The organism is Pseudomonas sp. S10E 269, assembly GCF_002798465.1.
Taxonomy (GTDB): Bacteria; Pseudomonadota; Gammaproteobacteria; order Pseudomonadales; family Pseudomonadaceae; genus Aquipseudomonas; species Aquipseudomonas pergaminensis.
This window is the reverse complement of the sequence record NZ_PHIJ01000001.1, coordinates 3,765,850-3,787,752: the sequence shown is the minus strand read 5'-3', so window position 1 is coordinate 3,787,752 and position 21,903 is coordinate 3,765,850. Positions and strand designations below refer to the sequence as shown.

The 21,903-nt window shown below is 61.0% G+C and carries 13 protein-coding genes and 1 riboswitch; of the genes, 3 read left to right on the top strand and 10 right to left on the bottom strand.

Annotated features, from left to right (window positions below):
• Positions 1 to 127 precede the first annotated feature (127 nt).
• The 3 genes from CWC48_RS17595 to ltaE all read right to left on the bottom strand — a co-directional run bounded on the left by CWC48_RS17595 (position 128) and on the right by ltaE (position 5,233).
• Entirely contained in the window at positions 128 to 1,369 is a 1,242-nt protein-coding gene (locus CWC48_RS17595) for an aspartate kinase (RefSeq protein ID WP_010208327.1), read from the bottom strand.
• Positions 1,370 to 1,463: 94 nt separating this feature from the next.
• On the bottom strand, positions 1,464 to 4,082 hold the full coding sequence (alaS, locus tag CWC48_RS17590; protein ID WP_100492277.1) for an alanine--tRNA ligase: 2,619 nt from the start codon (positions 4,080 to 4,082) through the stop codon (positions 1,464 to 1,466).
• A gap of 146 nt (positions 4,083 to 4,228) precedes the next feature.
• On the bottom strand, positions 4,229 to 5,233 hold the full coding sequence (ltaE, locus tag CWC48_RS17585; protein WP_100492276.1) for a low-specificity L-threonine aldolase: 1,005 nt from the start codon (positions 5,231 to 5,233) through the stop codon (positions 4,229 to 4,231).
• 191 nt (positions 5,234 to 5,424) lie between these two features.
• Positions 5,425 to 5,594, top strand: a riboswitch (FMN riboswitch).
• A gap of 96 nt (positions 5,595 to 5,690) precedes the next feature.
• Between ltaE and CWC48_RS17580 the strand changes: the two genes are divergently transcribed.
• Positions 5,691 to 6,203, top strand: coding sequence for a 6,7-dimethyl-8-ribityllumazine synthase (locus CWC48_RS17580; RefSeq protein ID WP_099493698.1), 513 nt, complete (start codon positions 5,691 to 5,693; stop codon positions 6,201 to 6,203).
• 143 nt (positions 6,204 to 6,346) lie between these two features.
• Positions 6,347 to 7,822 (top strand): M91 family zinc metallopeptidase, encoded by a 1,476-nt coding sequence (locus tag CWC48_RS17575; protein ID WP_100492275.1) that lies wholly within the window; start codon positions 6,347 to 6,349, stop codon positions 7,820 to 7,822.
• On the opposite strand, the gene astE is transcribed toward CWC48_RS17575, so the two are convergent.
• The 7 genes from astE to CWC48_RS17540 all read right to left on the bottom strand — a co-directional run bounded on the left by astE (position 7,819) and on the right by CWC48_RS17540 (position 15,701).
• On the bottom strand, positions 7,819 to 8,823 hold the full coding sequence (gene astE / locus CWC48_RS17570) for a succinylglutamate desuccinylase (protein WP_100492274.1): 1,005 nt from the start codon (positions 8,821 to 8,823) through the stop codon (positions 7,819 to 7,821). The genes CWC48_RS17575 and astE overlap by 4 nt on opposite strands.
• Positions 8,824 to 8,834: 11 nt before the next feature.
• Complete coding sequence (locus CWC48_RS17565; protein ID WP_003214319.1) at positions 8,835 to 9,125, bottom strand: hypothetical protein; 291 nt, start codon at positions 9,123 to 9,125, stop codon at positions 8,835 to 8,837.
• A gap of 38 nt (positions 9,126 to 9,163) precedes the next feature.
• Positions 9,164 to 10,510, bottom strand: coding sequence for an N-succinylarginine dihydrolase (astB, locus tag CWC48_RS17560; protein WP_100492273.1), 1,347 nt, complete (start codon positions 10,508 to 10,510; stop codon positions 9,164 to 9,166).
• Positions 10,511 to 10,671: 161 nt separating this feature from the next.
• Positions 10,672 to 12,141 carry a succinylglutamate-semialdehyde dehydrogenase gene (astD, locus tag CWC48_RS17555; RefSeq protein WP_177409546.1) on the bottom strand — a complete coding sequence of 490 codons (1,470 nt, stop codon included), beginning with the start codon at positions 12,139 to 12,141 and terminating at the stop codon, positions 10,672 to 10,674.
• Positions 12,138 to 13,163, bottom strand: a complete 1,026-nt coding sequence (gene astA / locus CWC48_RS17550; protein ID WP_078049883.1) for an arginine N-succinyltransferase — start codon at positions 13,161 to 13,163, stop codon at positions 12,138 to 12,140. Before astA ends, astD begins: the two co-directional genes overlap by 4 nt.
• Before the next feature lie 51 nt (positions 13,164 to 13,214).
• The gene (gene aruF / locus CWC48_RS17545; protein ID WP_003175655.1) at positions 13,215 to 14,234 is read right to left on the bottom strand and encodes an arginine/ornithine succinyltransferase subunit alpha; all 1,020 of its coding nucleotides are present in this window, start codon (positions 14,232 to 14,234) and stop codon (positions 13,215 to 13,217) included.
• 246 nt (positions 14,235 to 14,480) lie between these two features.
• Positions 14,481 to 15,701, bottom strand: coding sequence for an aspartate aminotransferase family protein (locus CWC48_RS17540; protein WP_099493702.1), 1,221 nt, complete (start codon positions 15,699 to 15,701; stop codon positions 14,481 to 14,483).
• Between the two features lie 290 nt (positions 15,702 to 15,991).
• Between CWC48_RS17540 and CWC48_RS17535 the strand changes: the two genes are divergently transcribed.
• Positions 15,992 to 21,901 carry a dermonecrotic toxin domain-containing protein gene (locus CWC48_RS17535; protein WP_100492271.1) on the top strand — a complete coding sequence of 1,970 codons (5,910 nt, stop codon included), beginning with the start codon at positions 15,992 to 15,994 and terminating at the stop codon, positions 21,899 to 21,901.
• The last annotated feature ends 2 nt before the right edge of the window (positions 21,902 to 21,903 follow it).

The window sequence follows — 21,903 nt, the reverse complement described above, 5'->3', positions numbered from 1 at the left end:
AAAGGCCTTCGACCTACAACCAAAAGGTCATAGTCCTACTGCCTAAGTATTGTCGAGCGCACGCAAAAGAACATGCGCCCTACAAAAAAAGGAAAGGCGCGGTAAACCGCGCCTTCCTGGCACTGCATCACTCGCCCTGTCGGGCCGGAGCGTCCAACTCAAAAGCGGTATGCAACGCGCGCACGGCCAGTTCCAGGTACTTCTCTTCGATCACCACCGAGACTTTGATTTCCGACGTGGAGATCATCTGGATGTTGATGCTTTCCTTGGCCAGGGCTTCGAACATGCGGCTGGCAACGCCGGCATGGGAACGCATGCCCACCCCCACGATCGACACCTTGGCAATCTTGGTATCGCCGACCACTTCACGGGCGCCGATTTCCTTCGCGGTGTTCTGCAGGATTCGCTCCGCCGCATCGTACTCGTTACGGTGCACCGTAAAGGTGAAATCGGTGGTGTTATCGTGCGAAACGTTCTGCACGATCATGTCGACTTCGATGTTCGCGCCGCTGATAGGGCCCAGGATCTTGAAGGCCACGCCCGGGGTGTCTGGCACGCCACGGATAGTCAGCTTGGCTTCATCACGGTTGAATGCGATACCGGAAATGATCGGCTGTTCCATGGATTCCTCTTCATCAATAGTAATGAGGGTGCCCGGACCCTCTTTGAAGCTGTGCAGTACGCGCAGCGGAACGTTGTACTTGCCGGCGAACTCCACCGCACGGATCTGCAACACCTTGGAACCGAGGCTGGCCATTTCCAGCATCTCTTCGAAGGTGATCTTGTCCAGGCGCTGGGCCACGGACACCACACGCGGGTCGGTGGTGTAGACGCCATCCACATCGGTGTAGATCTGGCATTCATCGGCCTTGAGGGCCGCGGCCAGCGCCACGCCGGTGGTGTCCGAACCACCACGCCCGAGGGTGGTGATGTTGCCCTGCTCGTCCACACCCTGGAAGCCTGCTACAACTACCACGCGCCCGGCTTTCAGATCCGTACGAATTTTCTGATCGTCAATCTGCAGGATCCGCGCCTTGGTATGCGCGCTGTCGGTGAGGATGCGCACCTGGCTGCCAGTGTAGGACACCGCCGGCACACCGCGTTTATTCAACGCCATGGCCAGCAAGGCGATGGTCACCTGCTCGCCGGTGGACACGATCACATCCAGCTCACGCGGCAGCGGCTGTTGATCACCACTGATTGCCTTGGCCAGATCGATCAGGCGATTGGTCTCGCCGCTCATGGCCGACAGCACCACCACCAGGTCGTCGCCGGCATCGCGGAACTTCTTAACCTTGTCGGCCACCTGCTCGATTCTTTCGACAGAGCCGACCGAGGTGCCTCCAAATTTCTGTACGATCAAAGCCATTTCTAAGCCGCCTCAGCCCGTAAAGGGGCGCCTAATATCCAATCAACCAGCACCGAGTAGCCCGTGACTAGACCACGGGCCGGTTAACGGTGCCTTAAATACCTGCCTCGACAAACGGCACGGTCAGGGCCAGGGCCGCGTCCAGGGCGCCAGCGTCTACACCACCGCCTTGCGCCATGTCCGGACGACCACCGCCCTTCCCGCCCACTGCCGCGGCGGCTTGCTTCATCAAATCACCGGCTTTGAGTTGGCCAGTCAGGTCCTTGGTTACACCAGCAACCAGAACGACCTTATCCTCATGGACACCGCCGAGCAGGATCACTGCGCGGCCGAGCTTGTTCTTCAACTGATCGACCAGGGCCAACAGCGCCTTGCCGTCCTGGCCATCCAGGCGTGCAGCCAGGACTTTCACGTCCTTGACGTCCACGGCCGAGGCCGACAGATCGTCGCCTGCAGCGCTGGCCGCCTTGGCCTGCAACTGCTCCAGCTGTTTCTCCAGGGCACGGTTGCGCTCCAGCACAGCGGACAGCTTGTCGATCAGGTTGTCGCGGCTGCCCTTGACCAGGGTGGCCGCTTCCTTGAGTTGTTCTTCAGCCGCATTCAGGTAGGCCAGGGCTGCTGCGCCAGTCACCGCTTCGATACGGCGCACACCGGAGGCCACGCCGCCTTCACTGACGATTTTCAGCAGGGCGATGTCGCCGGTACGGTTGGCGTGGATACCACCACACAGCTCCACCGAGAAGTCGCCACCCATGCTCAGTACGCGCACGCTGTCGCCGTACTTCTCGCCGAACAGCGCCATGGCGCCCTTGGCCTTGGCGGTCTCGATATCGGTCTCTTCGGTCTCTACCGGGGTGTTCTTGCGAATCTCGGCGTTGACGATTTCTTCCAGGGCCTTGATCTGCTCAGGCTTGATCGCTTCAAAGTGGCTGAAGTCGAAACGCAGGCGCTGGCTGTCGACCAACGAACCCTTCTGCTGCACGTGCTCCCCCAGTACCTGACGCAGCGCGGCGTGCAGCAGGTGCGTGGCCGAGTGGTTCAGCGCGGTGGCGTGGCGCACGTCGGCGTCTACCTGGGTGTCCACCGGCGAACCGACGGTCAGGTTGCCCGAAGCCAACACGCCGTGGTGCAGGAAAGCACCGCCAGTCTTGGTGGTGTCACGCACGTCAAAACGCCCGGACGCCGCCTTGAGGAAACCGCAGTCGCCAATCTGGCCACCGGATTCTGCGTAGAACGGGGTCTGGTCCAGGACCACCACGCCTTCATCGCCTTCATTCAATACGTCAACCGACTGGCCGTCTTTATAGAGGGCAACCACTTTGGCCGCACCCTGGGTGGCCTTGTAGCCGGTGAACTCGGTGGCCACGTCAACCTTGACCAGGCTGTTGTAGTCCATGCCGAAGGAGCTGGCCGAACGTGCACGCACGCGCTGGGCTTCCATCTCGCGCTCGAAACCGGCCTCATCAAGGGTCAGGTTGCGCTCACGGGCGATGTCGCCGGTCAGGTCCATCGGGAAACCGTAGGTGTCATAGAGCTTGAACACCACGTCGCCCGGCACCACGCTGCCTTGCAGGTTGGCAAGGTCTTGCTCGAGGATCTTCAGGCCCTGCTCCAGGGTCTTGGCGAACTGCTCTTCTTCTGCCTTGAGCACGCGCTCGATGTGCGCCTGGTTCTGCTTGAGTTCCGGGAAGGCTTCGCCCATCTCGGCCACCAGTGCCGCGACGATCTGGTAGAAGAAGCTGCCGTTGGCGCCCAGCTTGTTACCGTGGCGGCAAGCGCGACGGATGATGCGACGCAGCACGTAGCCACGGCCTTCGTTGGACGGCAGCACGCCGTCGGCAATCAGGAAGCCGCAGGAACGGATGTGGTCAGCCACCACTTTGAGCGACGCCTGGTCTTCATTGGCGCAACCGATAGCCTTGGCGGCCGCGGCCAGCAGGCTCTGGAACAGGTCGATTTCGTAGTTGGAGTGCACATGCTGCATCACCGCACTGATCCGCTCCAGGCCCATGCCGGTGTCGACCGACGGCGCTGGCAGCGGATGCAACACGCCATCGGCAGTGCGGTTGAACTGCATGAACACGTTGTTCCAGATCTCGATGTAACGGTCGCCGTCTTCCTCTGGCGAGCCCGGTGGGCCACCCCAGATATCCGCACCGTGGTCGTAGAAGATCTCGGTGCAAGGGCCGCACGGGCCGGTATCGCCCATGGTCCAGAAGTTGTCGGAGGCGTACGGCGCGCCTTTGTTGTCGCCGATGCGCACCATGCGCTCGGCCGGTACGCCGACCTGCTTGGTCCAGATGTCGTAGGCTTCGTCATCGCTGGCGTAGACGGTGACCCAGAGTTTTTCCTTCGGCAGTTTCAGTACGCCGGTGAGGAAGGTCCAGGCGAAGTTGATCGCGTCTTGCTTGAAATAATCGCCAAAGCTGAAGTTGCCGAGCATTTCGAAAAAGGTGTGGTGACGGGCGGTGTAGCCGACGTTTTCCAGGTCGTTGTGCTTACCACCGGCGCGCACGCACTTCTGGCTGCTGACAGCACGGGTGTAGGCGCGTTTTTCCTGGCCCAGGAAGCAGTCCTTGAACTGGTTCATCCCCGCGTTAGTGAACAGCAGGGTTGGGTCATTGCCTGGGATCAAGGAGCTGGAGGCGACACGGGTGTGACCTTGCTCTTCGAAGAAGCGAAGGAAGGCTTCACGGATTTCTGCGCTTTTCATTAGGTTCTTCCACGGAGGCTGCGGCCAAAGGCCAGTGCGCAACATCATCAGACGAAGCGACGGCAAAGGGCCGCATTATATCGGCCCTTTGCCGGTGGTACAGCGTGTTTATGCGATAGAAACAGTCAATTAGACGGTCTGCACTGTCATTTCCGGGAAAAGTCGACGAATGTCTGCACGACTTGCTCGATCTGCGCCCGGCTGATGTCAAGGTGCGTGACCATGCGCAAGCGCGATGCGGCGCTCAACTTGATCCCGCGCTCGGCGGCAAAGGCTTTCAACGCCTGGGCCTGATCACCGATTTGCACATAGACCATGTTGGTCTGCACCGGCTCGACGGTATAGCCGGCCTTGCGCAGCTCATCCCCCAGCCATTGCGCGTTGGCGTGGTCGTCCGCCAGGCGCTGCACCTGGTGATCCAGCGCGTACAGCCCCGCCGCCGCCAGCGAGCCGGCCTGGCGCATGCCACCGCCAACCATCTTGCGCATGCGCCGTGCCTTGGCAATCAGCGCAGTGGAGCCACACAGCACCGAGCCGATCGGCGCGCCGAGGCCCTTGGACAGGCACACCGACACCGAATCGAAGTGCTGGGCAATCTCGCGCGCATCCACCCCCAGCTTGACCGCTGCGTTGTAGAGCCGCGCGCCGTCCAGGTGCAGGGCCAGGCCGTGTTCGCGGGTGAAAGCGCGCGCGTTTGCCAGGTACTCCAGCGGCAGCACCTTGCCCTGCATGGTGTTTTCCAGCGCCAGCAGGCGGGTGCGGGCGAAGTGGAAGTCGTCGGGCTTGATGGCTTCAAGCACATGGTTCAGGTCCAGGGAGCCGTCCGCCTGCACTTCCAGTGGCTGGGGCTGGATCGAACCGAGCACGGCCGCCCCGCCACCTTCGTATTTGTAGGTGTGGGCCTGTTGGCCGACGATGTATTCCTCGCCGCGTTCACAGTGGGCCATCAACGCCAGCAGGTTACTCATGGTGCCGGTGGGCACGAACAGCGCAGCGGCAAAGCCCAGGCGTTTGGCAAGTTCGGCCTCCAAGAGGTTGACGCTGGGGTCTTCGCCATACACATCATCGCCGCTGAGGGCATTGGCCATCGCGTCCCGCATGCCGGGGGTGGGTTGGGTCACGGTGTCGCTGCGCAGGTCGATCACAGACATGAAGCACGCCTCTCAAGGGTTGAGTAAGTTCCTTTTGTGAGTGATTACTGCGGGCAAAGCCGCGCAATATCAAGCCCCAACTGCATTCAATCGAATACCAACCAAACAAACCGATATAGCTTATCGATACAGCGGTCGTGCAGTTTTCGAAAAACCGTGTTAAAAACTCTCCGCCGCCAGGGTTCTGGCGGCAACGTTCTCAGGGCGGGGTGCAATTCCCCACCGGCGGTAATTGCACGCAATGTGCATAGCCCGCGAGCGCTTGGCGCCTCGAACTGCTCATGCAGGACGGCGCCAAGGTCAGCAGACCCGGTGTGATCCCGGGGCCGACGGTCATAGTCCGGATGAAGAGAGAACGGGATTGGCACCTAAGGGCCGCGCACGACGTGTGTTTGCGTACCCTTAAATCCCATTCGATTCATAACGCCCTGTTTTTTTCTTAAACAGGAGTCAGAACATGCAACCCACCGCTATCGACAGCAAAAGCAAACACCACCACGGCGAACGTATCGCGTTTATCCAGGCCTGCTGGCACAAGGATATTGTCGACCAGAGCCGTAAAGGCTTCCTCGCCGAAATCATCGCCCAGGGCTACCAGGAATCGGACATCGACTTCTTCGAAGTCGGCGGCGCCTTTGAAATGCCCCTGCACGCCAAGCTGCTGGCCAAGACCGGTCGTTATGCCGGCATTGTCGCCGCTGCGCTGGTGGTGGACGGTGGCATCTACCGCCACGAATTCGTGGCCCAATCGGTGGTCAGCGGCCTGATGCAAGTGCAGCTGGAAACCGAAGTACCGGTGTTCTCGGTGTCCCTGACCCCGCATCACTTCCACGCCGGTAGCGAGCACCAAACATTCTTCTACGAGCACTTCGTGCACAAGGGCCAGGAAGCCGCCCGTACCTGCGCTGATACCTTGAAGAAAGTCCGCGCGATCCGTCGCAGCGAAGAGCCGCAAAAACTGGCGGTCTGACGCCTCCTCAGCCCGTGATCAAAAATGCCCCGGCAAGCCTTTGCCGGGGCTTTTTTTTGATGCTGCATATCTACCGCTTCAAGAGCGCACCCCTGCGGTTTAGTAAGGCCTGCCCCCTTACCTCCGACGCAAGGAACTGCGAGATGCACCCCAATCAAAATGCCGAAGGCGTCTACGTCATCGATGCACGCACACTCACCCCCAAACCAAGGCGCGAACCCACCAACAAACGTCCTGGCGGCCCGGGCTTTATCGAAATCCACGACATCCTTGAAAATGAAAATGTGCGCATCGAACGCAAGCTGTTCAGGGATGAAGAGGTCGACCAACTATGCCTCACCACCTTCAACACCCCCGACATGGTCAATATCGTTGGCGCCCCTCCGATAGACGCCCTACTGACACTGACGGTGCAGATCAATCAGGCCCGCTACGAGATCACCCTCAACTGGCGCACCCAGACAGTGGTGCTGGACACCCGCGGCGGAAACGATCGAATTCATATTGAAGATAACGTCATTGTGCCGGTCTTTGTGTACAGCGGCGAAGGCGACGACCGCGTGGTCACCGCAGCCAAAACGGCCACCCTCTACACCGGCCCTGGCGATGACTTCATCGCTGTCGTCAACGGCGCTTGCCATGTGGAAGCGGGCGACGGCAACGACGAGGTCCACGGTTTTCAAGATACCCACATGACCGTGTATGGCGGCCCCGGTGCTGACGAGATCAGCGGCGGCAGCGGCGCATGCTTCCTGGATGGAGGCGAGGGTAATGATCATATTGTCGGCGGGCGCGGGTTGAACATCCTCAGCGGCGGCCCCGGTAACGACCGGATCAAGGCCGGCCCGGCCAAAAACGTTATCTACACCGGCGATGGGCTCAACGACGTCACCCAGCTCAAGGCCGACGATGTCACGTACTACAACTTCAAGAGCAGCCTGACAGTTGACTGTGCCTTGATGATGCACCCGGACGTGCCGGATGACCTTCCTCCCGGCCAATTGGCTTCCCACGCGGTTCATTTGGAGCCCAAGCCCTTGGGCCAGAGTGGACTCGTTGTGCAAGGCAGTGCGCAATTCGTCCAGCGGGTCAATGACGATCTACGCCTGCTGCTCGGCTCACTGACCGGGCAACGCTTGCTCGCGCAACTGGAGCATGCCGCACGCGACAACGGACACCCCATCACCATTCATGAGTTCTACCCCAGGCTCAACGGGCTATTCGTCCCGGCACCCGGTACCGCAGATTGGCCGTTTATCGACAATGACCAGCCTGGCCGTCCCTCGTTCGGCGGAAACATTTGGTACAACACCACTGACATAATCCCCGGAACGCCCAGCATCATTAACCTGTTCCACGAGTTGTGCCACGCCTGGAACCACATCAGCGGCACGTTGTTGCGCGGTGAGAGCCCCGACGGTATTGACGGCAACAAACCGCGCTATCCGGTGAAAAACCTCGAACTGCAAGCCGTGGGCCTGCCCACGACAGCACCGCCGTTCGACTTTGATCGCGACCCGAGCACGCCGCCCACCAACACCAACCCGAGGGAGTTCAGCGAAAACGGGCTACGCAAGGAACTCGGGTTACCGCCGCGCAAACAGTACCGGAATAATTAAACCAGGCCGTCCTCGGTGGTGGGCACAATCAAAATTCCCGCGCGCAAACCATTCTTCACCTTCGGGTTGGGGAAGATGATGCGCGCGCCCTCCTCCTCGATCACCCAGCGGGTCTTGGCCACGTCTTCGGCCAGCAGATAACCCTTGGCCAGCGGCGAAAAGTTTTCCACGTCTGCCGGCAGGTGCAGCAAGAAGGCATCGCTGTGCTTGATGACTTCGCGCGACACGGCGAACAGTTGCAAGCCTTCCAGGCTGTCAGTCTCAGGCTCGGTGCCTTCGATGATCTGCTTGAGGAGTGTTTCCAGGCGCGACACATCCACGCCCTGGTTCTGCCCGAATGGCCGGGCCTTGCCCAGTTCGAGGGTGAAGGCCTCGGCGTCGAGTTGCTCGTAGGTAAAGGCCGTAAAGGTGATCGAGGTCTTGTTCTGCAGCAGCACCGCCTGCATGCCGGCCGCGTTCAAGCGCGCCAACTGCTGACGTGAATGCTGGCGACCTTCCTTCCACGGGTACAGGGCAAACTGCTCGATCTTCGAGCCGCGAATGGCCGTGTGCAGGTCGTAATGCAGGCGCGAACGGCCCGGCAGGCTGAAGAAGCTGCGAGCCAATTGCTCCAGCTCAGCGGCGCGCATGGCTTCGGGGCCGATGTTTTTCTCATGGCGGCCGTTGAACAGCCGGTTGACGTCCAGTTCGAGGTAACGCTCGCCGCGGCGCATGGCCTCGGGGTTGCCGAACAGGAACAGAATACGGGAACGGGGCTTGATCTCCCCACGGGCAATGCCATGCAACAGGCGGTCGAGCAGTTCGATCGGCGCGGTTTCGTTGCCATGGATGCCGGACGACAGCAGCACGTCGCTGCCGTTGTCCTTCGCTTCAGGCGGGCGCACTTCGAGTGCGCCCTCGCTGAGCCAGCGCATCTGCACGCCGTCGACAGTCAGTTGAATTTTTTGCGCCGGTTCGCGACCGGCGAGGGTCAGTTCAAGCAGTTTGCCGAGGGCGAGCATAAGCAGCTTCCTTAGTGGTTGCAGCCAGGACCGTGGACGTGATCGTCGTCATCACCTTCGACGTCGGCCGGCTCCATTTCCAGTTGCAGGCTCATCAGGTTGGTGGCCAGCGGGCGCATCAGCAGGTTGGCGTACTCGGCGTCGCCTTCTTCCACGTCCACACCGATCAGCAGTTGACCACGGCCGTCGTGCTGGATCCAGATTTCCTTGCCCTGCCAGACCACGGCGACGCGGGTGCAGGAAGTTTCCAGCTGGGTGCCGTCGGTGTCTTCAAGAATCAGTTTCAGGGTGTCGGTGGTCATAAAGTAGCTCTCAGCATAGGGCGTAAAAGAAGGTGGCGTTAATTGATCTGGAAAGGATATACCGAGCCCAGTTTAAGGATTTGCGTCAGTTCATCCAATGCCGTCCGGCACTCAAGCAGCAATTGCGGGTCCGCCAGGTCGGTTTCGCGCAGGCTGTCGCGGTAGTGCTTGTCGACCCACTGGGTCAATGTGTCGTACAACGGCGCGGTCATGATAACCCCTGGGTTCACCGCCGCCAGCTCGGTTTCGTTCAACGCCACACGCAAACGCAGGCAGGCCGGGCCGCCGCCATTCTGCATGCTTTGCTTGAGGTCAAAGACGTTGACTTCGCGGATCAGCCCGCCAGAGGCCGTGAGGTTCTGCAGGTACTGCCACACGCGTTCGTTGGCGCGGCACTCCTCCGGCACGATCAGCAGCATCGAACCATCAGGGCGGCTCAGCAACTGGCTGTTGAACAGGTAGGAACGCACCGCGTCCTCGACGCTGACCTGGGCCCGCGGTACGCAGACAGACTGGAAGTTGCCGCCCAGCTTGCCCAACTTGCCTTGCAGCTCGCCCAGCATCTGTTCGGTGTTGAGGAACGCGTCCTCGTGATAGAACAGCACTTCGCCGTTACCCACCGCGATCACATCGTTGTGGAACACGCCGGCGTCGATCACCGCCGGGTTCTGCTGGGCATAGACCACGCCCTCATCCTTCAAGCCGTGCAAGCGTGCAACGGCCTGGGACGCTTCGAGCGTCTGGCGCGCCGGGTACTTCTGCGGCGCCGGGTAACGAGTGTCGAAGGCGCTGCGCCCGTACACGAAAAACTCCACGCCCGCCTCGCCATAGTCGCGGCAGAAGCGTGTGTGGTTGGCCGCGCCCTCGTCACCGAACTGCGCCACCGCCGGTAATGCAGCGTGATGGGCGAAGTGCTTCTGGTCGGCAAACATCGCCCCCAGCACGCGGCTGGTGGTTGGGTGTTCGATGCTGCGGTGGTACTTGCAGTTGAGGTTGGCGGCGGTGAAATGCACGCGACCGTCGAAGGTATCGGCACTCGGGCTGACGGTGGCGGCGTTGGCCACCCACATGCTCGACGCCGAGCAGCTCGCGACCAACAACGGCATGGCGTGCTTGGCGGCCTGCTGGATGACCTGGGCGTCGGTGCCGCTGAAACCGAGGTTGCGCAAGGCCGCCACATCAGGACGTTCCTGGGGTGCCAGCACACCTTGCACAAAGCCCATGTCCATCAGGGCTTTCATTTTCTGCAGGCCCTGCAACGCCGCTTCCTTTGGGTTGGAAGACTGCTGGCTGTTGCTCTGGGACGCGACGTTGCCATAGGACAAACCGCCGTAGTTATGGGTCGGCCCCACTAGACCGTCAAAATTGACTTCATAGGATTTCATCGGCGAGGCTCCACGAACATCTGTTTTTATAGGCATCAACTTGTCATCCCGATCAACCGTGGGAGCTGGCTTGCCTGCGATAGCATCAACTCGGTTGTACTGAAAGACCGAGTCGTCTGCCTCGCAGGCAATCCAGCTCCCACATCAGATCGGTGCCACCTTCACTTGAGTGTTACACCGGGGGTCAGGGTTGTTGGCACCACCAGGCTTGGGGTTTCCAACGAGGCCACCGGGTACGCGCAATAATCCGCCGCGTAATAGGCACTGGCGCGATGGTTGCCCGAGGCCCCTACCCCACCGAACGGCGCGGTACTGGCGGCGCCGGTCAGTTGTTTGTTCCAGTTGACGATGCCGGCGCGGCTTTCCAGCCAGAACTGCTGGTAGCGCGCTTCGGAGTCCGACAACAGACCAGCGGCCAAACCGTATTGGGTGTTGTTGGCCTCGGCAATCGCCGCTTCAAAATCAGCGTAGCGGATCACCTGCAACAGTGGGCCGAACAGTTCCTCGTCTTCACGCTCGGTCACACCGGTCACGTCGATGATGCCGGGGGTCAGCAAGGCGGCCTGGTCCTGAGGCTGAGTCATTTCCAGCAGCGCCACAGCGCCATTGGCGAGCATCAGCTCCTGGGCGTCCATCAACGCTTTGGCGGCGGCGAGGGAGATGACCGAGCCCATGAACGGCGCCGGCTGCTGATCAAACGCGCCGACTTCAATCGTCGCGCTGACCGCCACCAGGCGCGCCAGCAACGCATCGCCCCAGGCGCCTTCCGGCACCAGCAAGCGGCGGGCACAGGTGCAACGCTGGCCAGCCGAGATAAACGCCGACTGGATAATGGTGTAGACCGCCGCATCCACATCGGCCACTTCATCGACGACCAGCGGGTTGTTGCCACCCATTTCCAGGGCGAGGATCTTGTCCGGGCGCCCGGAGAATTGCTGGTGCAGATGATTGCCGGTGCGGCTGGAGCCGGTGAAGAACAACCCATCGATACCTGGGTTGGCCGCCAACGCGATGCCGGTTTCCCGCGCGCCTTGCAGCAGGTTCAACACGCCCGCCGGCAGGCCGGCTTCGATCCAGCATTGCACGGTGAGTTCGGCGACCTTAGGGGTCAGCTCGCTCGGCTTGAACAGCACGGTGTTACCCGCCAGCAAGGCCGGCACGATATGGCCGTTGGGCAAGTGGCCCGGGAAGTTGTAGGGCCCGAACACCGCCACCACACCGTGGGGCTTGTGGCGCAACACGGCGGTGGCGTCGCCCAGGGGGCCGCTCTTCTCGCCGGTACGCTCGCGGTAGCTCTGCACCGAAATCGCGATCTTGTTGGCCATGCTGGTGACTTCGGTGGCCGACTCCCACAGTGGCTTGCCGGTTTCCTCGCCGATGCAGCGGGCGATTTCATCCGCACGGTTTTTCAGCGTGGCCGCGAAGGTCTCCAGCACACTGATGCGCTCTTCCAGCGGGCGCCGGGCCCAGGCCGGGAACGCCTGGCGCGCGGCCTGCACGGCGGACTCGACCTGCTCGGCAGTGGCGCCATTGCCGGCCCACAGTACCTGCTGGGTCACGGGGTTGCGCGACTCAAACAGTTCACCCTGGCCAGCCAGCCAGCTACCTGCGATATACAGCGAATTCATTATTTCGACTCCCGAGCAGCGGACAACGGTACGGCACGCACTTGATCACCCACCACCAGTTGCAGGCGCTTGGCGGTCTGTTGATCGACCACCAGCGTGCCTGCGGCCAGGCGGGCCGGTGCGGCGGTAATGCGGCAATCCTCGCGCTTGCGGTTATGGATCAGGAACGGCGTGGCGTCGTCCCCGGGTGTGCCGATGGCCAGTACCAATGACTGGCTGTCGCGCACCGCGCGGATCTTGGTGGTTTCACACTCCACCGCCGGGCCGGCGTCGAAGATGTCGACATAGCCCTGGTAGCTGAACCCTTCGCTCTTGAGCATGCTCAGCGCCGGCTCGGTGTCCGGGTGGACCTTGCCGATGACGTTGCGTGCATCTTCGGAAAGGAAGCAGCTGTACAGCGGAAACTTCGGCATCAGTTCGGCGATAAACGCCTTGTTGCCCACGCCGGTGAGGTAATCGGCCTGGCTGAACTCCATCTTGAAGAAGTGTCGGCCCAGGCTTTCCCAGAACGGCGAGCGCCCGGCGTCGTTGGACACCCCGCGCATCTCGGCGATGATCTTGTTGCCGAACAACTGCGGGAACTCGGCGATAAACAACAGCCGCGCCTTGGCCAGCATGCGGCCGTTGAGGCCGGTGCGGTAATCGGCGTGCAGGAACAGCGAGCACAGCTCGGAATTGCCGGTGAGGTCGTTGGCCAGGAACAGCGTCGGAATCTCGCGGTAGATGTTCAGCTCCTGGGAGGCGCTGACCGTCAGGCCGACCCGGAAGTTGTACCAGGGCTCACGCAGGCCGACGGCACCGGCGATGGCAGAAATGCCCACCACGCGGCCTTCGTCGTTTTCCAGCACGAACAGGTAGTCGGCATCGCCGCGCCCGGCGTCGCCGCGAAAGGTTTTCTCCGCCCAGCCCACGCGGTGGGTCAGGCGCTCTTCGTTGGCCGGCAAGGTCGTGAGGCCGGTGCCGGTGCTGCGCGCCAGATCAATCAGGGCCGGTAAATCGCTGCTGCGTACGGGACGAACGATCATGCTATCTCCTCGAACGGGCCGCTGTTGTCAGCCACCCGCGAAACTCTTTTTTTAAACCGCTACCAGGCGCACGCTCGCGCCTTCGCCAACACCCAGGGCTTCGGCCGCTGCCAGGTCCAACGTCACCGGTTTACCCGGCGCGTAGTCCAGCTCCAGCATTACCGCGCGGTAATCCTGCAACTGCGCGTTGCTCACCAAGTACTGGCGACCGACACCCTTGACCATCTCACCGATCTTCACCGGCACCACACGGCTCTGGGCGATCGAGCGAATGCCCGATACCCGTGCGTGCAGCGTCGGGCCGCCGTCGAAGATGTCGATGTAATGGTCGGTCTCGAAGCCTTCGCGCATCAGGATGTCGAAGGTGATCTGTGCACGCGGGTGCACCTGGCCCATGGCTTCCTGGGCTTCGTCCGGCAGCAGCGGCACGTAGATCGGGTAATGCGGCATCAGCTCGGCGAGGAAGGTACGGCTTTTCAGCCCGCACAAGCGCTCGGCGGCGGCGTAGTTGAGGTCGAAGAAGTTGCGGCCGATGGCGTCCCAGAACGGCGAGTCACCGTTCTCGTCACTGTAGCCGACGATCTCGGTCACCACCGAGTCGGCAAAGCGCTCGGGGTGGCTGGCGACAAACAGCAGGCGGCCACGGGAATTGAGTTCCGACCACGGCGAACCGACCAGCTCAGGCACCACATAGAAACTGGTGAGCAGGCTGTTGCCGGTGAGGTCGTGGCACTGGGAAAGCACGTGGATCTTGTTGTGGATCTTCAGCTCGCGAGACGCGTGCACGAAGGTCTCGTTACGAAAGCTGTAGAACGGCTCCGAGTAACCGGCCGAGGCGACGATGGCCGAGCAGCCGGCGAGCTTGCCGGTCTCGGTGTCTTCGAGCACGAAGAAATAGCTCTCTTCACCGTTGAAACTGACCTCGGCCGCGAAGGACGCTTCGCTGGCGGCGATCTTGTCGCTCAGGCGTTCCACATCATCCGGCAAGGAGGTGACACCAATCGGGCTGTCCGCAGCCAGACGCTGTACCTCGCCCAGATCAGCCATTTGCGCGGGGCGCATCACCAGCATGGTGTCACTCCTTAACTCGAAAAACTCACAGAGGGAAAAATGCCGGACAGGAGAACTGCTCACACCGCTCTCACGGTGTAAACAAATCTATGTGGGAGCCGGGCTTGCCCGCGATTACGGTGCGTCAGTCAGCACAGATGTTGCCTGTACCACCGTCTTCGCAGGCAAGCCAGCTCCCACATTTGATCCAGTCCGGCCTTTGGAATTTGTGTTCGGCGCCCGATTGTTCGGACGCCGAGCGGTCCATCAAGCTTGCGTCAGCGCTTTAACTGCACGTTCAAAACGGTCCAGGCCTTCCTGGATGTCCGCCTCTTCCACTACCAGGCTCGGGGCAAAACGCACCACGTCCGGGCCGGCTTGCAGGATCATCAGGTTTTCTTTCTCGGCCGCGTTGAACACGTCCTTGGCCTTGCCTTTGAACGCATCGCTCAACACGCAACCGAGCAGCAGGCCCATGCCACGCACCTCGGTGAAGATGCCGTATTGCTTGCCGATCTGCTCCAGGCGCGCCTTGAACAGGTCGTGCTTGGCGTTGACGCCGGCCAGCACTTGCGGGGTGTTGATCACGTCGATCACCGCCTCGGCCACCGCGCACGCCAGCGGGTTGCCGCCGTAGGTGGTGCCGTGGGTGCCGACCACCAGGTGCTTGGCCAGCGCTTCAGTGGTGAGCATCGCCGCGATCGGGAAACCGCCGCCCAGGCTCTTGGCGCTGGTAAGGATGTCCGGGGTCACGCCGTAATGCTGGTAAGCGAACAGATGGCCGCTGCGGCCCATGCCGGTCTGCACTTCGTCGAACACCAGCAACGCGTTGTTGGCGTCGCACAGTTCACGGGCGCCTTGCAGGTAGGCCAGCTCGGCCGGCAGTACGCCGCCTTCGCCCTGGATCGGCTCCAGCACCACGGCGCAGGTCTTGTCCGACACAGCGGCTTTCAGCGCAGCCAGGTCGTTATAAGGGACGTGGGTGATGCCGGTGATTTTAGGACCGAAGCCATCAGAGTACTTCGACTGGCCACCGACGTTGACGGTGAACAGGGTACGCCCGTGGAAGCTGTTCAGCGCAGCGATGATCTCGTATTTCTCAGTGCCGAAACGGTCGAACGCCACGCGACGGGCCAGCTTGAACGCGGCCTCGTTGGCCTCGGCGCCGGAGTTGCAGAAGAACACGCGCTCGGCAAAGGTGGCGTCGATCAACTTGTGAGCCAGGCGCAAGGCCGGCTCATTGGTGAAGACGTTGGAGACGTGCCAGAGCTTGTTGGCCTGTTCGGTCAACGCACCGACCAGCGCCGGGTGGGCGTGGCCCAATACGTTGACCGCGATGCCGCCGGCAAAGTCGATCAGCTCGCGACCGGCCTGGTCCCATACGCGCGAACCTGCGCCACGCACGGGGATGAACGCGGCAGGTGCGTAGTTGGGAACCATCACCTGGTCGAAATCGGCACGTTGCACCGGGGCTTGCTCAACGGACATCGGAGTCTCCTGAAGAGGAACGCCTGCCTGGAACTGGCGGGCGATGCAGGGATTGTAAGGACAGTTTTCAGTGCGGCCTTGCCGCCAAGCGACAACTTCTTATAGCGCCAACCCGCGTTTTTGGCGGGTTTACGCCAATGCGACAATTACCGTCGCAAAGGCGCAGTTTAAACTGCCCAGCGGTTTTGCGGCAGGACCAAAACCAGGCGTCCACGCATATCTATCTAAGCTCATCCGTCGCCAGGCGGCTGATCTACTGGCGTTTTCACGTCCATTGGAGATCAGCGCGCATGACCACCCCGTCTTCCTTATTGCCAGCAGCCCTCGGCAGCCCCCAACCCGACAGCCACTACGAAGTGCTCAAGAGCGCAATCCCTCAATGGCTGGGCCAATCCTCACAGCAGGCACGCAATGCCCTAAAAACAGCCAAACTCTCACTGGGTCAGGCGCTTGGCACAGCCCCCAGCCCCTTGAAGTCGGCGTTCACAAAGGCAACGGCTGAGCATTGGACAGCACGCAACAAGGTCGAGCAAACGCTCAAGCAGCTTGAAGATGCCAAGGCGTTCGCCAAGCCCATTCTTGAAGACGCCCTGCTCAAGCGCTTCAACCTGGAGCTGAATTGCGAAACCACTTATCTACGCCTGTACATCCCACAGACCACCCCCTGGTTTCCCGTGCGCACAGGGGCTGCGCGCACGTGGACGGTGTCATTGCTCGATGCGGCCTTGCACAACTTCGAGAGCACGGAGACCGAGGTCGACGCCTACGAGGCGGATTCAACGTTCATCACCCGCCCGTCCGCCAGTGGCCAATTCGACACATTGCCGGCGGTCAAGAAGGTGTTGTCGATTACGGCGTTCACTCGGTTGTGCCGCGAGCTGGACATCGGCGCCCAATACGCTCGTCATGTGCGTGAGGCTTTAGGCCTGGATGAGCCCGTGGCCGCCAGCGCACTGCAACACAAAGTCATAGCCAGCCACACTGCCGCCTTGCGCAATGCCTTGCACCTGGCTCGCATCAGCGGGGACATTGCCGAAGACATGTGGCTTGCCATTGGCGAGCTGATCGAGGGCAAGCCTGCGCGGCTCCATGACGGTCAGCCCCTGCGCGCCTATGATTTGCACATGATGGAGGCCCCGTTGAACGGCGTCCTGCTGTTTGCCGTTGACCTTGAACACCCCCGTTCCGTGCAGCGCGTCGTCGCCTATGTGCCTGATGACCCTCGACACCCGATCAAGGAATACCCCTCATCACTGGCCTTCAAGCAAGCACTGACCGAAAAGCTGCGCGACGAGCAATATCAGGGTTTTTTCAGCCGCTTTGTCAACCATGAACATCACGGGCCATTTTTTTCCGGGCTCAGCCAACGCCTGGCGCGCATTACCTGGCACCCACCGCAATCGGGAAGCGACCAGGCGCCATGGCGCAAGGAGCCCACCACGGATCCTCGGCTGAACTTCTCTGTGCAACCCATTGCCGGCGATCTCTGGCAGCACGTCTATGAACAACGACTCAACCAGATCATCAATGATGCGCGTACACGGGCCGTCTCCACTGCCGAGGCTGACCGCAAGGCGCGCTGGGCGGCCTGGGATGCCTTCGTCAACGTGGCGTCTTCAATCGTTAATGCGGTGGTGATGGTGGTGGCGCCGTTCATTCCCGGATTGGGCGAGTTGATGCTGGGCTACATGGCCTACCAACTGCTGGATGAGGTGTTTGAAGGCATCATCGACTGGGCTATAGGTGAGTCCAGTGAAGCCTTCGGTCACTTGATGAGCATGCTGGAGTCGCTGGTGCAAATCGGCGCCTTTGCGGCCGGGAGCACGATCGGGGTGAAGCTGTTACGCCAGGTCGCGCCGCCCGATGTGCTGGCGTTTATCGACCGTTTCAAGCCAGTCACCCTCGCCAATGGCAGCGGCCGCTACTGGAACAAGGACCTTACGGCCTACCGGCAAAAAACCACCCTGCCGCCACGCCTGGGGATCAATGAACAGGGCCTGCACACCCTGCGCGGTGAGTCAGTGTTACCTCTTGAGGGTGATCTGTATGCCGTGCAACCGCTGACCGACAGCGAACAGTATGTAATCACACATCCAACGCGCCCAGACGCCTATACCCCGCAGCTACAGCACAACGGTGCGGGAGCCTGGCACAGCGAGCTGGAAGACCCCTTGCATTGGGACCGTCCCACCCTGTTACGCCGTCTTGGCCATAACGTCAGTGAATTGAGTGAGGCCGACCGGGAGTTGGCATTGACGCTCAGTGGCGTCGATGACGGCGCGCTGCGCAGAATGCATGTACTCGGCGAACCCGTACCGCCCCTCCTGGCTGACACCCTTGAACGTGTGCGTATTGACCGCAGTTTGCGCACCCTTATCGACCAGCTTGGCAGTGACGATCCCACCACGTACCAGCACGTCGATCCACAAGACGTGTTGCACCTGCTCACCGCCTACGGCGAATGGCCCGAGACCCGCTGCCTACAGATACTCGATGCCCACGGCAATACAGCCTGGGCGTTTGGAGACACCAACAAACCGGTGGTGCAGATCCAAGAGGCGCAATTGAACAAGGGTCAATTGCTCAAGGAACTGCTGCAAAGGCTGACACCGGAAGAGATCCGCACGCTGTTCGGCGAACGCGCGGCCGACCCTGAGCTGAGCCTGGACAACCGCGCCTATCAGTGGCGCAAGAAACTCGCGCGAGTGGCCGAGCGGCATCGCGCCACGCTGTTCGATTCACGTTACGCCCAGCTGCAACCGACAGCGCTCGCGCCTGCGCAACAATTGATACAGAGCGCCCCCGGCCTGCCAACCCAGGTCATCACTCACGTGCTCGACCACGCCAGCGCTGAGGAGCTCACAGAGCTGGACAACCAACACACCCCGCCGCGCCTGGCCGACCTTGCCCGCAGCACGCTGGATGAACTGCGGATCAACCGTGCCTACGAAGGTCTGCATCTTGAGGCAATGCCCACTGTCGACAGCGAACGCCTGGCACTGAACACCCTGAGAACTCAACCCGGCTGGCCGGGCAACGTACGCATCGAGGCCAGGCACCTCACTGTCCAGGGGGAAATGTGGCTGCAGATTGGCGTCAAGGACGCCACGGTTGTTCGCACGCTGGTGCGTACCGCCGACGGCCGTTACGTGCCCCACGATGAAAAAGGCCCGCTGTCAGGTGAGACCGACCTGTACACCGCCATACTCAATGCCCTGCCTGACGCACAACGCGACGCCCTGGGGCTCGGCGTCAATCAGGGGCCTGCGCTGCGAGAGCGACTGCGACAACGACCGCTGCCACGTGAAGAGCTGCGCCAGGTACTGGACACCTCCGTTATCAAACCGCCCACACTGGAAACGCTGCGCTTGCTAGGAATGGATGCCGGTTACCCGATCCAGGACGCGCCGCCTGCCCCAGTCGCGACCTTGGAGGAACGTGCTCGCGCGATATACCCCGCGCTCGATCCGCAGCAACTCCAAGACTTGCTCACCCACTTGCACACCCAACCAGGTGGCGCAGCCAATGGCCTCGCGGCACTGGCCGAGGAATACCGACAACTGCGCAACGACCTGACAAGCTGGCAGCGCCAAATCCCCACCGCCCATCCCGAAACCGGCGCGCGGCTATCCGTCGCCGAACGGCGCAATGAGCGCCAGAACCGTCGCATGATCGCCAGACAATTGCGCCGATGCTGGCGCCGTGAAGAAGCCGCCGACCTCTTCCTGGACCCAAGCGTAGATGGCTACAGCCTGCGCCTGGATTACCCGATTCTCGGCGCGTTGCCGGAACTGACGGCAAATTTCGATCACGTGTCGCTGCTGACCCTCAGCGGTCGCCCGCAAACCGCTAGCGCCCTTGCGTTTCTGGGGCGTTTCCAGCAACTGCGCCAACTGACGGTCAGGGGTTTAAACCTCGGCAGCGTGCCGGAGCTCATTTTCAACCTGCCACACCTGAACTCCCTGAGCCTGAGCAGTTGCAATATCAGGCTGACGCCCGCAGACCAGGCACGTATCGCCTCGCTGCGAGGTTTACAATCCCTGGTTTTGCATGACAACCCTCTGGACTTGGCGCCCAGCGTCGAAGCCATGACGGAGCTGACTCACCTCGACTTATCCCACACCCAGATCGAACAGCTACCGGACGGCATAGTCGACCGCCCCAACCTTCAAACTGCACTGCTCAGCAACACCCGGATCCGCGAGCTACCGCCGGCCCTTTTTTCATTGCCGCCGAACAAGGGCAGCGCCTTCGACTTGGGCGACAACCCGCTGTCGCGGGCGGCAGTGGAGCAGATCAAATCCTACTATCAAAGCCACGGCCTCACGTTTGAAGCCAACGCACTCCACATTGATTTGCGCGACGCACACCAGCTCTATCCAAGCTTGCGCAAGTCAGCGCTCAATCGATTGATCTACGACCTCCCCGGCACGGTCGAAGCTGGCCAGGTGGAATTGGCACGCAGGGCGGCTGAGCTGCAAACACTGCAAGCGCAACTCCAACAATGGGAGGGCGCGCCTGACCTTAGTGGTCAAGAGTTCGCCAGGCGAATCGCGCTGCGCATACGCCTGGAAAAATGCTGGCGCCATGAATTGACCGAGAGCGGCGTGCAACGCCATTCGCTGTTCATCCCAAAAGAACTGACGGGCGCGCTGCCCGCCATTGACGCCTCGTTCGACCACATCACCGTGCTGATCATACAGGGCAATAACGCCCCACTGGATGTCGACAGCTTCCTTACCCACTTCCCCGAATTGATGTCCATCAGTCTCAGTCAGACGATACTCGGCGACATCCCGCCCGAGATTTTGTCACGGACCAAGCTCACGCACCTGCGTCTGGAAAACTGCGCAATCCGCCTTTCAGACAACAGCCGCGCACGCTTGGAGCGCCTGTCAAATCTCAGTCACCTGAACCTGAACAGCAACCCGTTGGGCGCTCCCATTGATTTCAGCCATCTGACTCAACTGACCACCTTGCACCTGCGTGATACTGGGCTCAACACGGTGCCTTTGACCCTGCTGACACACGTCCAGCGCTACACCATAAACCTCAGCGGCAATGCCATCACGCAACTCCCCCCCGAACTGTTCGCCCTGCCAAAGCATCTGGGCCGAGTGTTCGACCTTTCGGCCAACCCCCTGACATACCAGAGCCTTGAGCTGATCAAAAGCTACTGCCAGCGCACCGATGAATGCTTCCACGTCCAGACACCCGCCGAGCACCGCAACAGGGCCCGGCAGCTCTATCCAAGAATGGCCGAAAAAGACACGGACAGGCTGATTTTCGGGCTGCCTGGAACTCTGGAGAACGTTGATGCCAAATTGACTGAACTGGAGGGTGATTACCAGCGACTGGTCGCCGAACTGCAGCACTGGGCGAACGATACACCCGAGCAGCACCCACTGACCGGTGGCGTCTTATCGGACGACCTGCGCATTGCCGACGAGGTCAGTCGTCAGCAGTACAAGCGCCTGCTCGAAGAGGCCTGGCGACGCGAAAGCCCGATAGATGAAGAAAGCCTGGATGACCGCACCACCTATGAAGTTGTGCTCGACCAACCCATCATCGGCACATTGCCGATACTGAGCGTACGCCTGAACCATGTGACGTACTTTGAGCTCAAGGGAGCGTTCACCATCACCGATATAAACGGCACTCTCAAAGCCTTTCCCTGCCTGCAAACCCTGATCGTGACGAATTGCACGCTCGGGAAGTTACCCTCTGCGATTTTCGCAATGCCCAAGCTGAGCGGCCTTGAACTTTCCGGCTGCGAAATAGCCCTCACCCCAGCCGAAGCACGCTCTATCAGCGACCTGGACAACCTTGAGTTCTTGCATTTGAACAACAACCCACTGGGCAATGCGCCGGATGTCAGCGCCCTGCAGCAGTTGACCACGCTGCAGCTGTCCAACACGCAGATCAGTCAGGTGCCGGCCGGATTATTTCAATTGCACGGGCTGCAAAACCTGGACCTGAGCAATAACGCGCTACGCGATATCCCTGCGGACATAATGGAAATGCAGCAAGTGCTCGACAACGACAGCGATTTGCATAACAACCCCTGGACACCGGAAAGCATCGAGCTTCTAAGGGAGTACTACCAGCGAACCGGAAATGATTTCCAGATTCTGGAAGTCACTGTCGACGAAAACGACAATCCACTGGAATCGGTGGACGAGGAGCTCATGGAAGAATAACG

Excerpts from the sequence above, each read along its gene's own strand:
- CWC48_RS17595 (WP_010208327.1), bottom strand. The coding sequence starts at position 1,369 with ATGGCTTTGATCGTACAGAAATTTGGAGGCACCTCGGTCGGCTCTGTC.
- alaS (WP_100492277.1), bottom strand. The coding sequence starts at position 4,082 with ATGAAAAGCGCAGAAATCCGTGAAGCCTTCCTTCGCTTCTTCGAAGAG.
- ltaE (WP_100492276.1), bottom strand. The coding sequence starts at position 5,233 with ATGTCTGTGATCGACCTGCGCAGCGACACCGTGACCCAACCCACCCCC.
- CWC48_RS17580 (WP_099493698.1), top strand. The coding sequence starts at position 5,691 with ATGCAACCCACCGCTATCGACAGCAAAAGCAAACACCACCACGGCGAA.
- CWC48_RS17575 (WP_100492275.1), top strand. The coding sequence starts at position 6,347 with ATGCACCCCAATCAAAATGCCGAAGGCGTCTACGTCATCGATGCACGC.
- astE (WP_100492274.1), bottom strand. The coding sequence starts at position 8,823 with ATGCTCGCCCTCGGCAAACTGCTTGAACTGACCCTCGCCGGTCGCGAA.
- CWC48_RS17565 (WP_003214319.1), bottom strand. The coding sequence starts at position 9,125 with ATGACCACCGACACCCTGAAACTGATTCTTGAAGACACCGACGGCACC.
- astB (WP_100492273.1), bottom strand. The coding sequence starts at position 10,510 with ATGAAATCCTATGAAGTCAATTTTGACGGTCTAGTGGGGCCGACCCAT.
- astA (WP_078049883.1), bottom strand. The coding sequence starts at position 13,163 with ATGATCGTTCGTCCCGTACGCAGCAGCGATTTACCGGCCCTGATTGAT.
- aruF (WP_003175655.1), bottom strand. The coding sequence starts at position 14,234 with ATGCTGGTGATGCGCCCCGCGCAAATGGCTGATCTGGGCGAGGTACAG.
- CWC48_RS17540 (WP_099493702.1), bottom strand. The coding sequence starts at position 15,701 with ATGTCCGTTGAGCAAGCCCCGGTGCAACGTGCCGATTTCGACCAGGTG.
- CWC48_RS17535 (WP_100492271.1), top strand. The coding sequence starts at position 15,992 with ATGACCACCCCGTCTTCCTTATTGCCAGCAGCCCTCGGCAGCCCCCAA.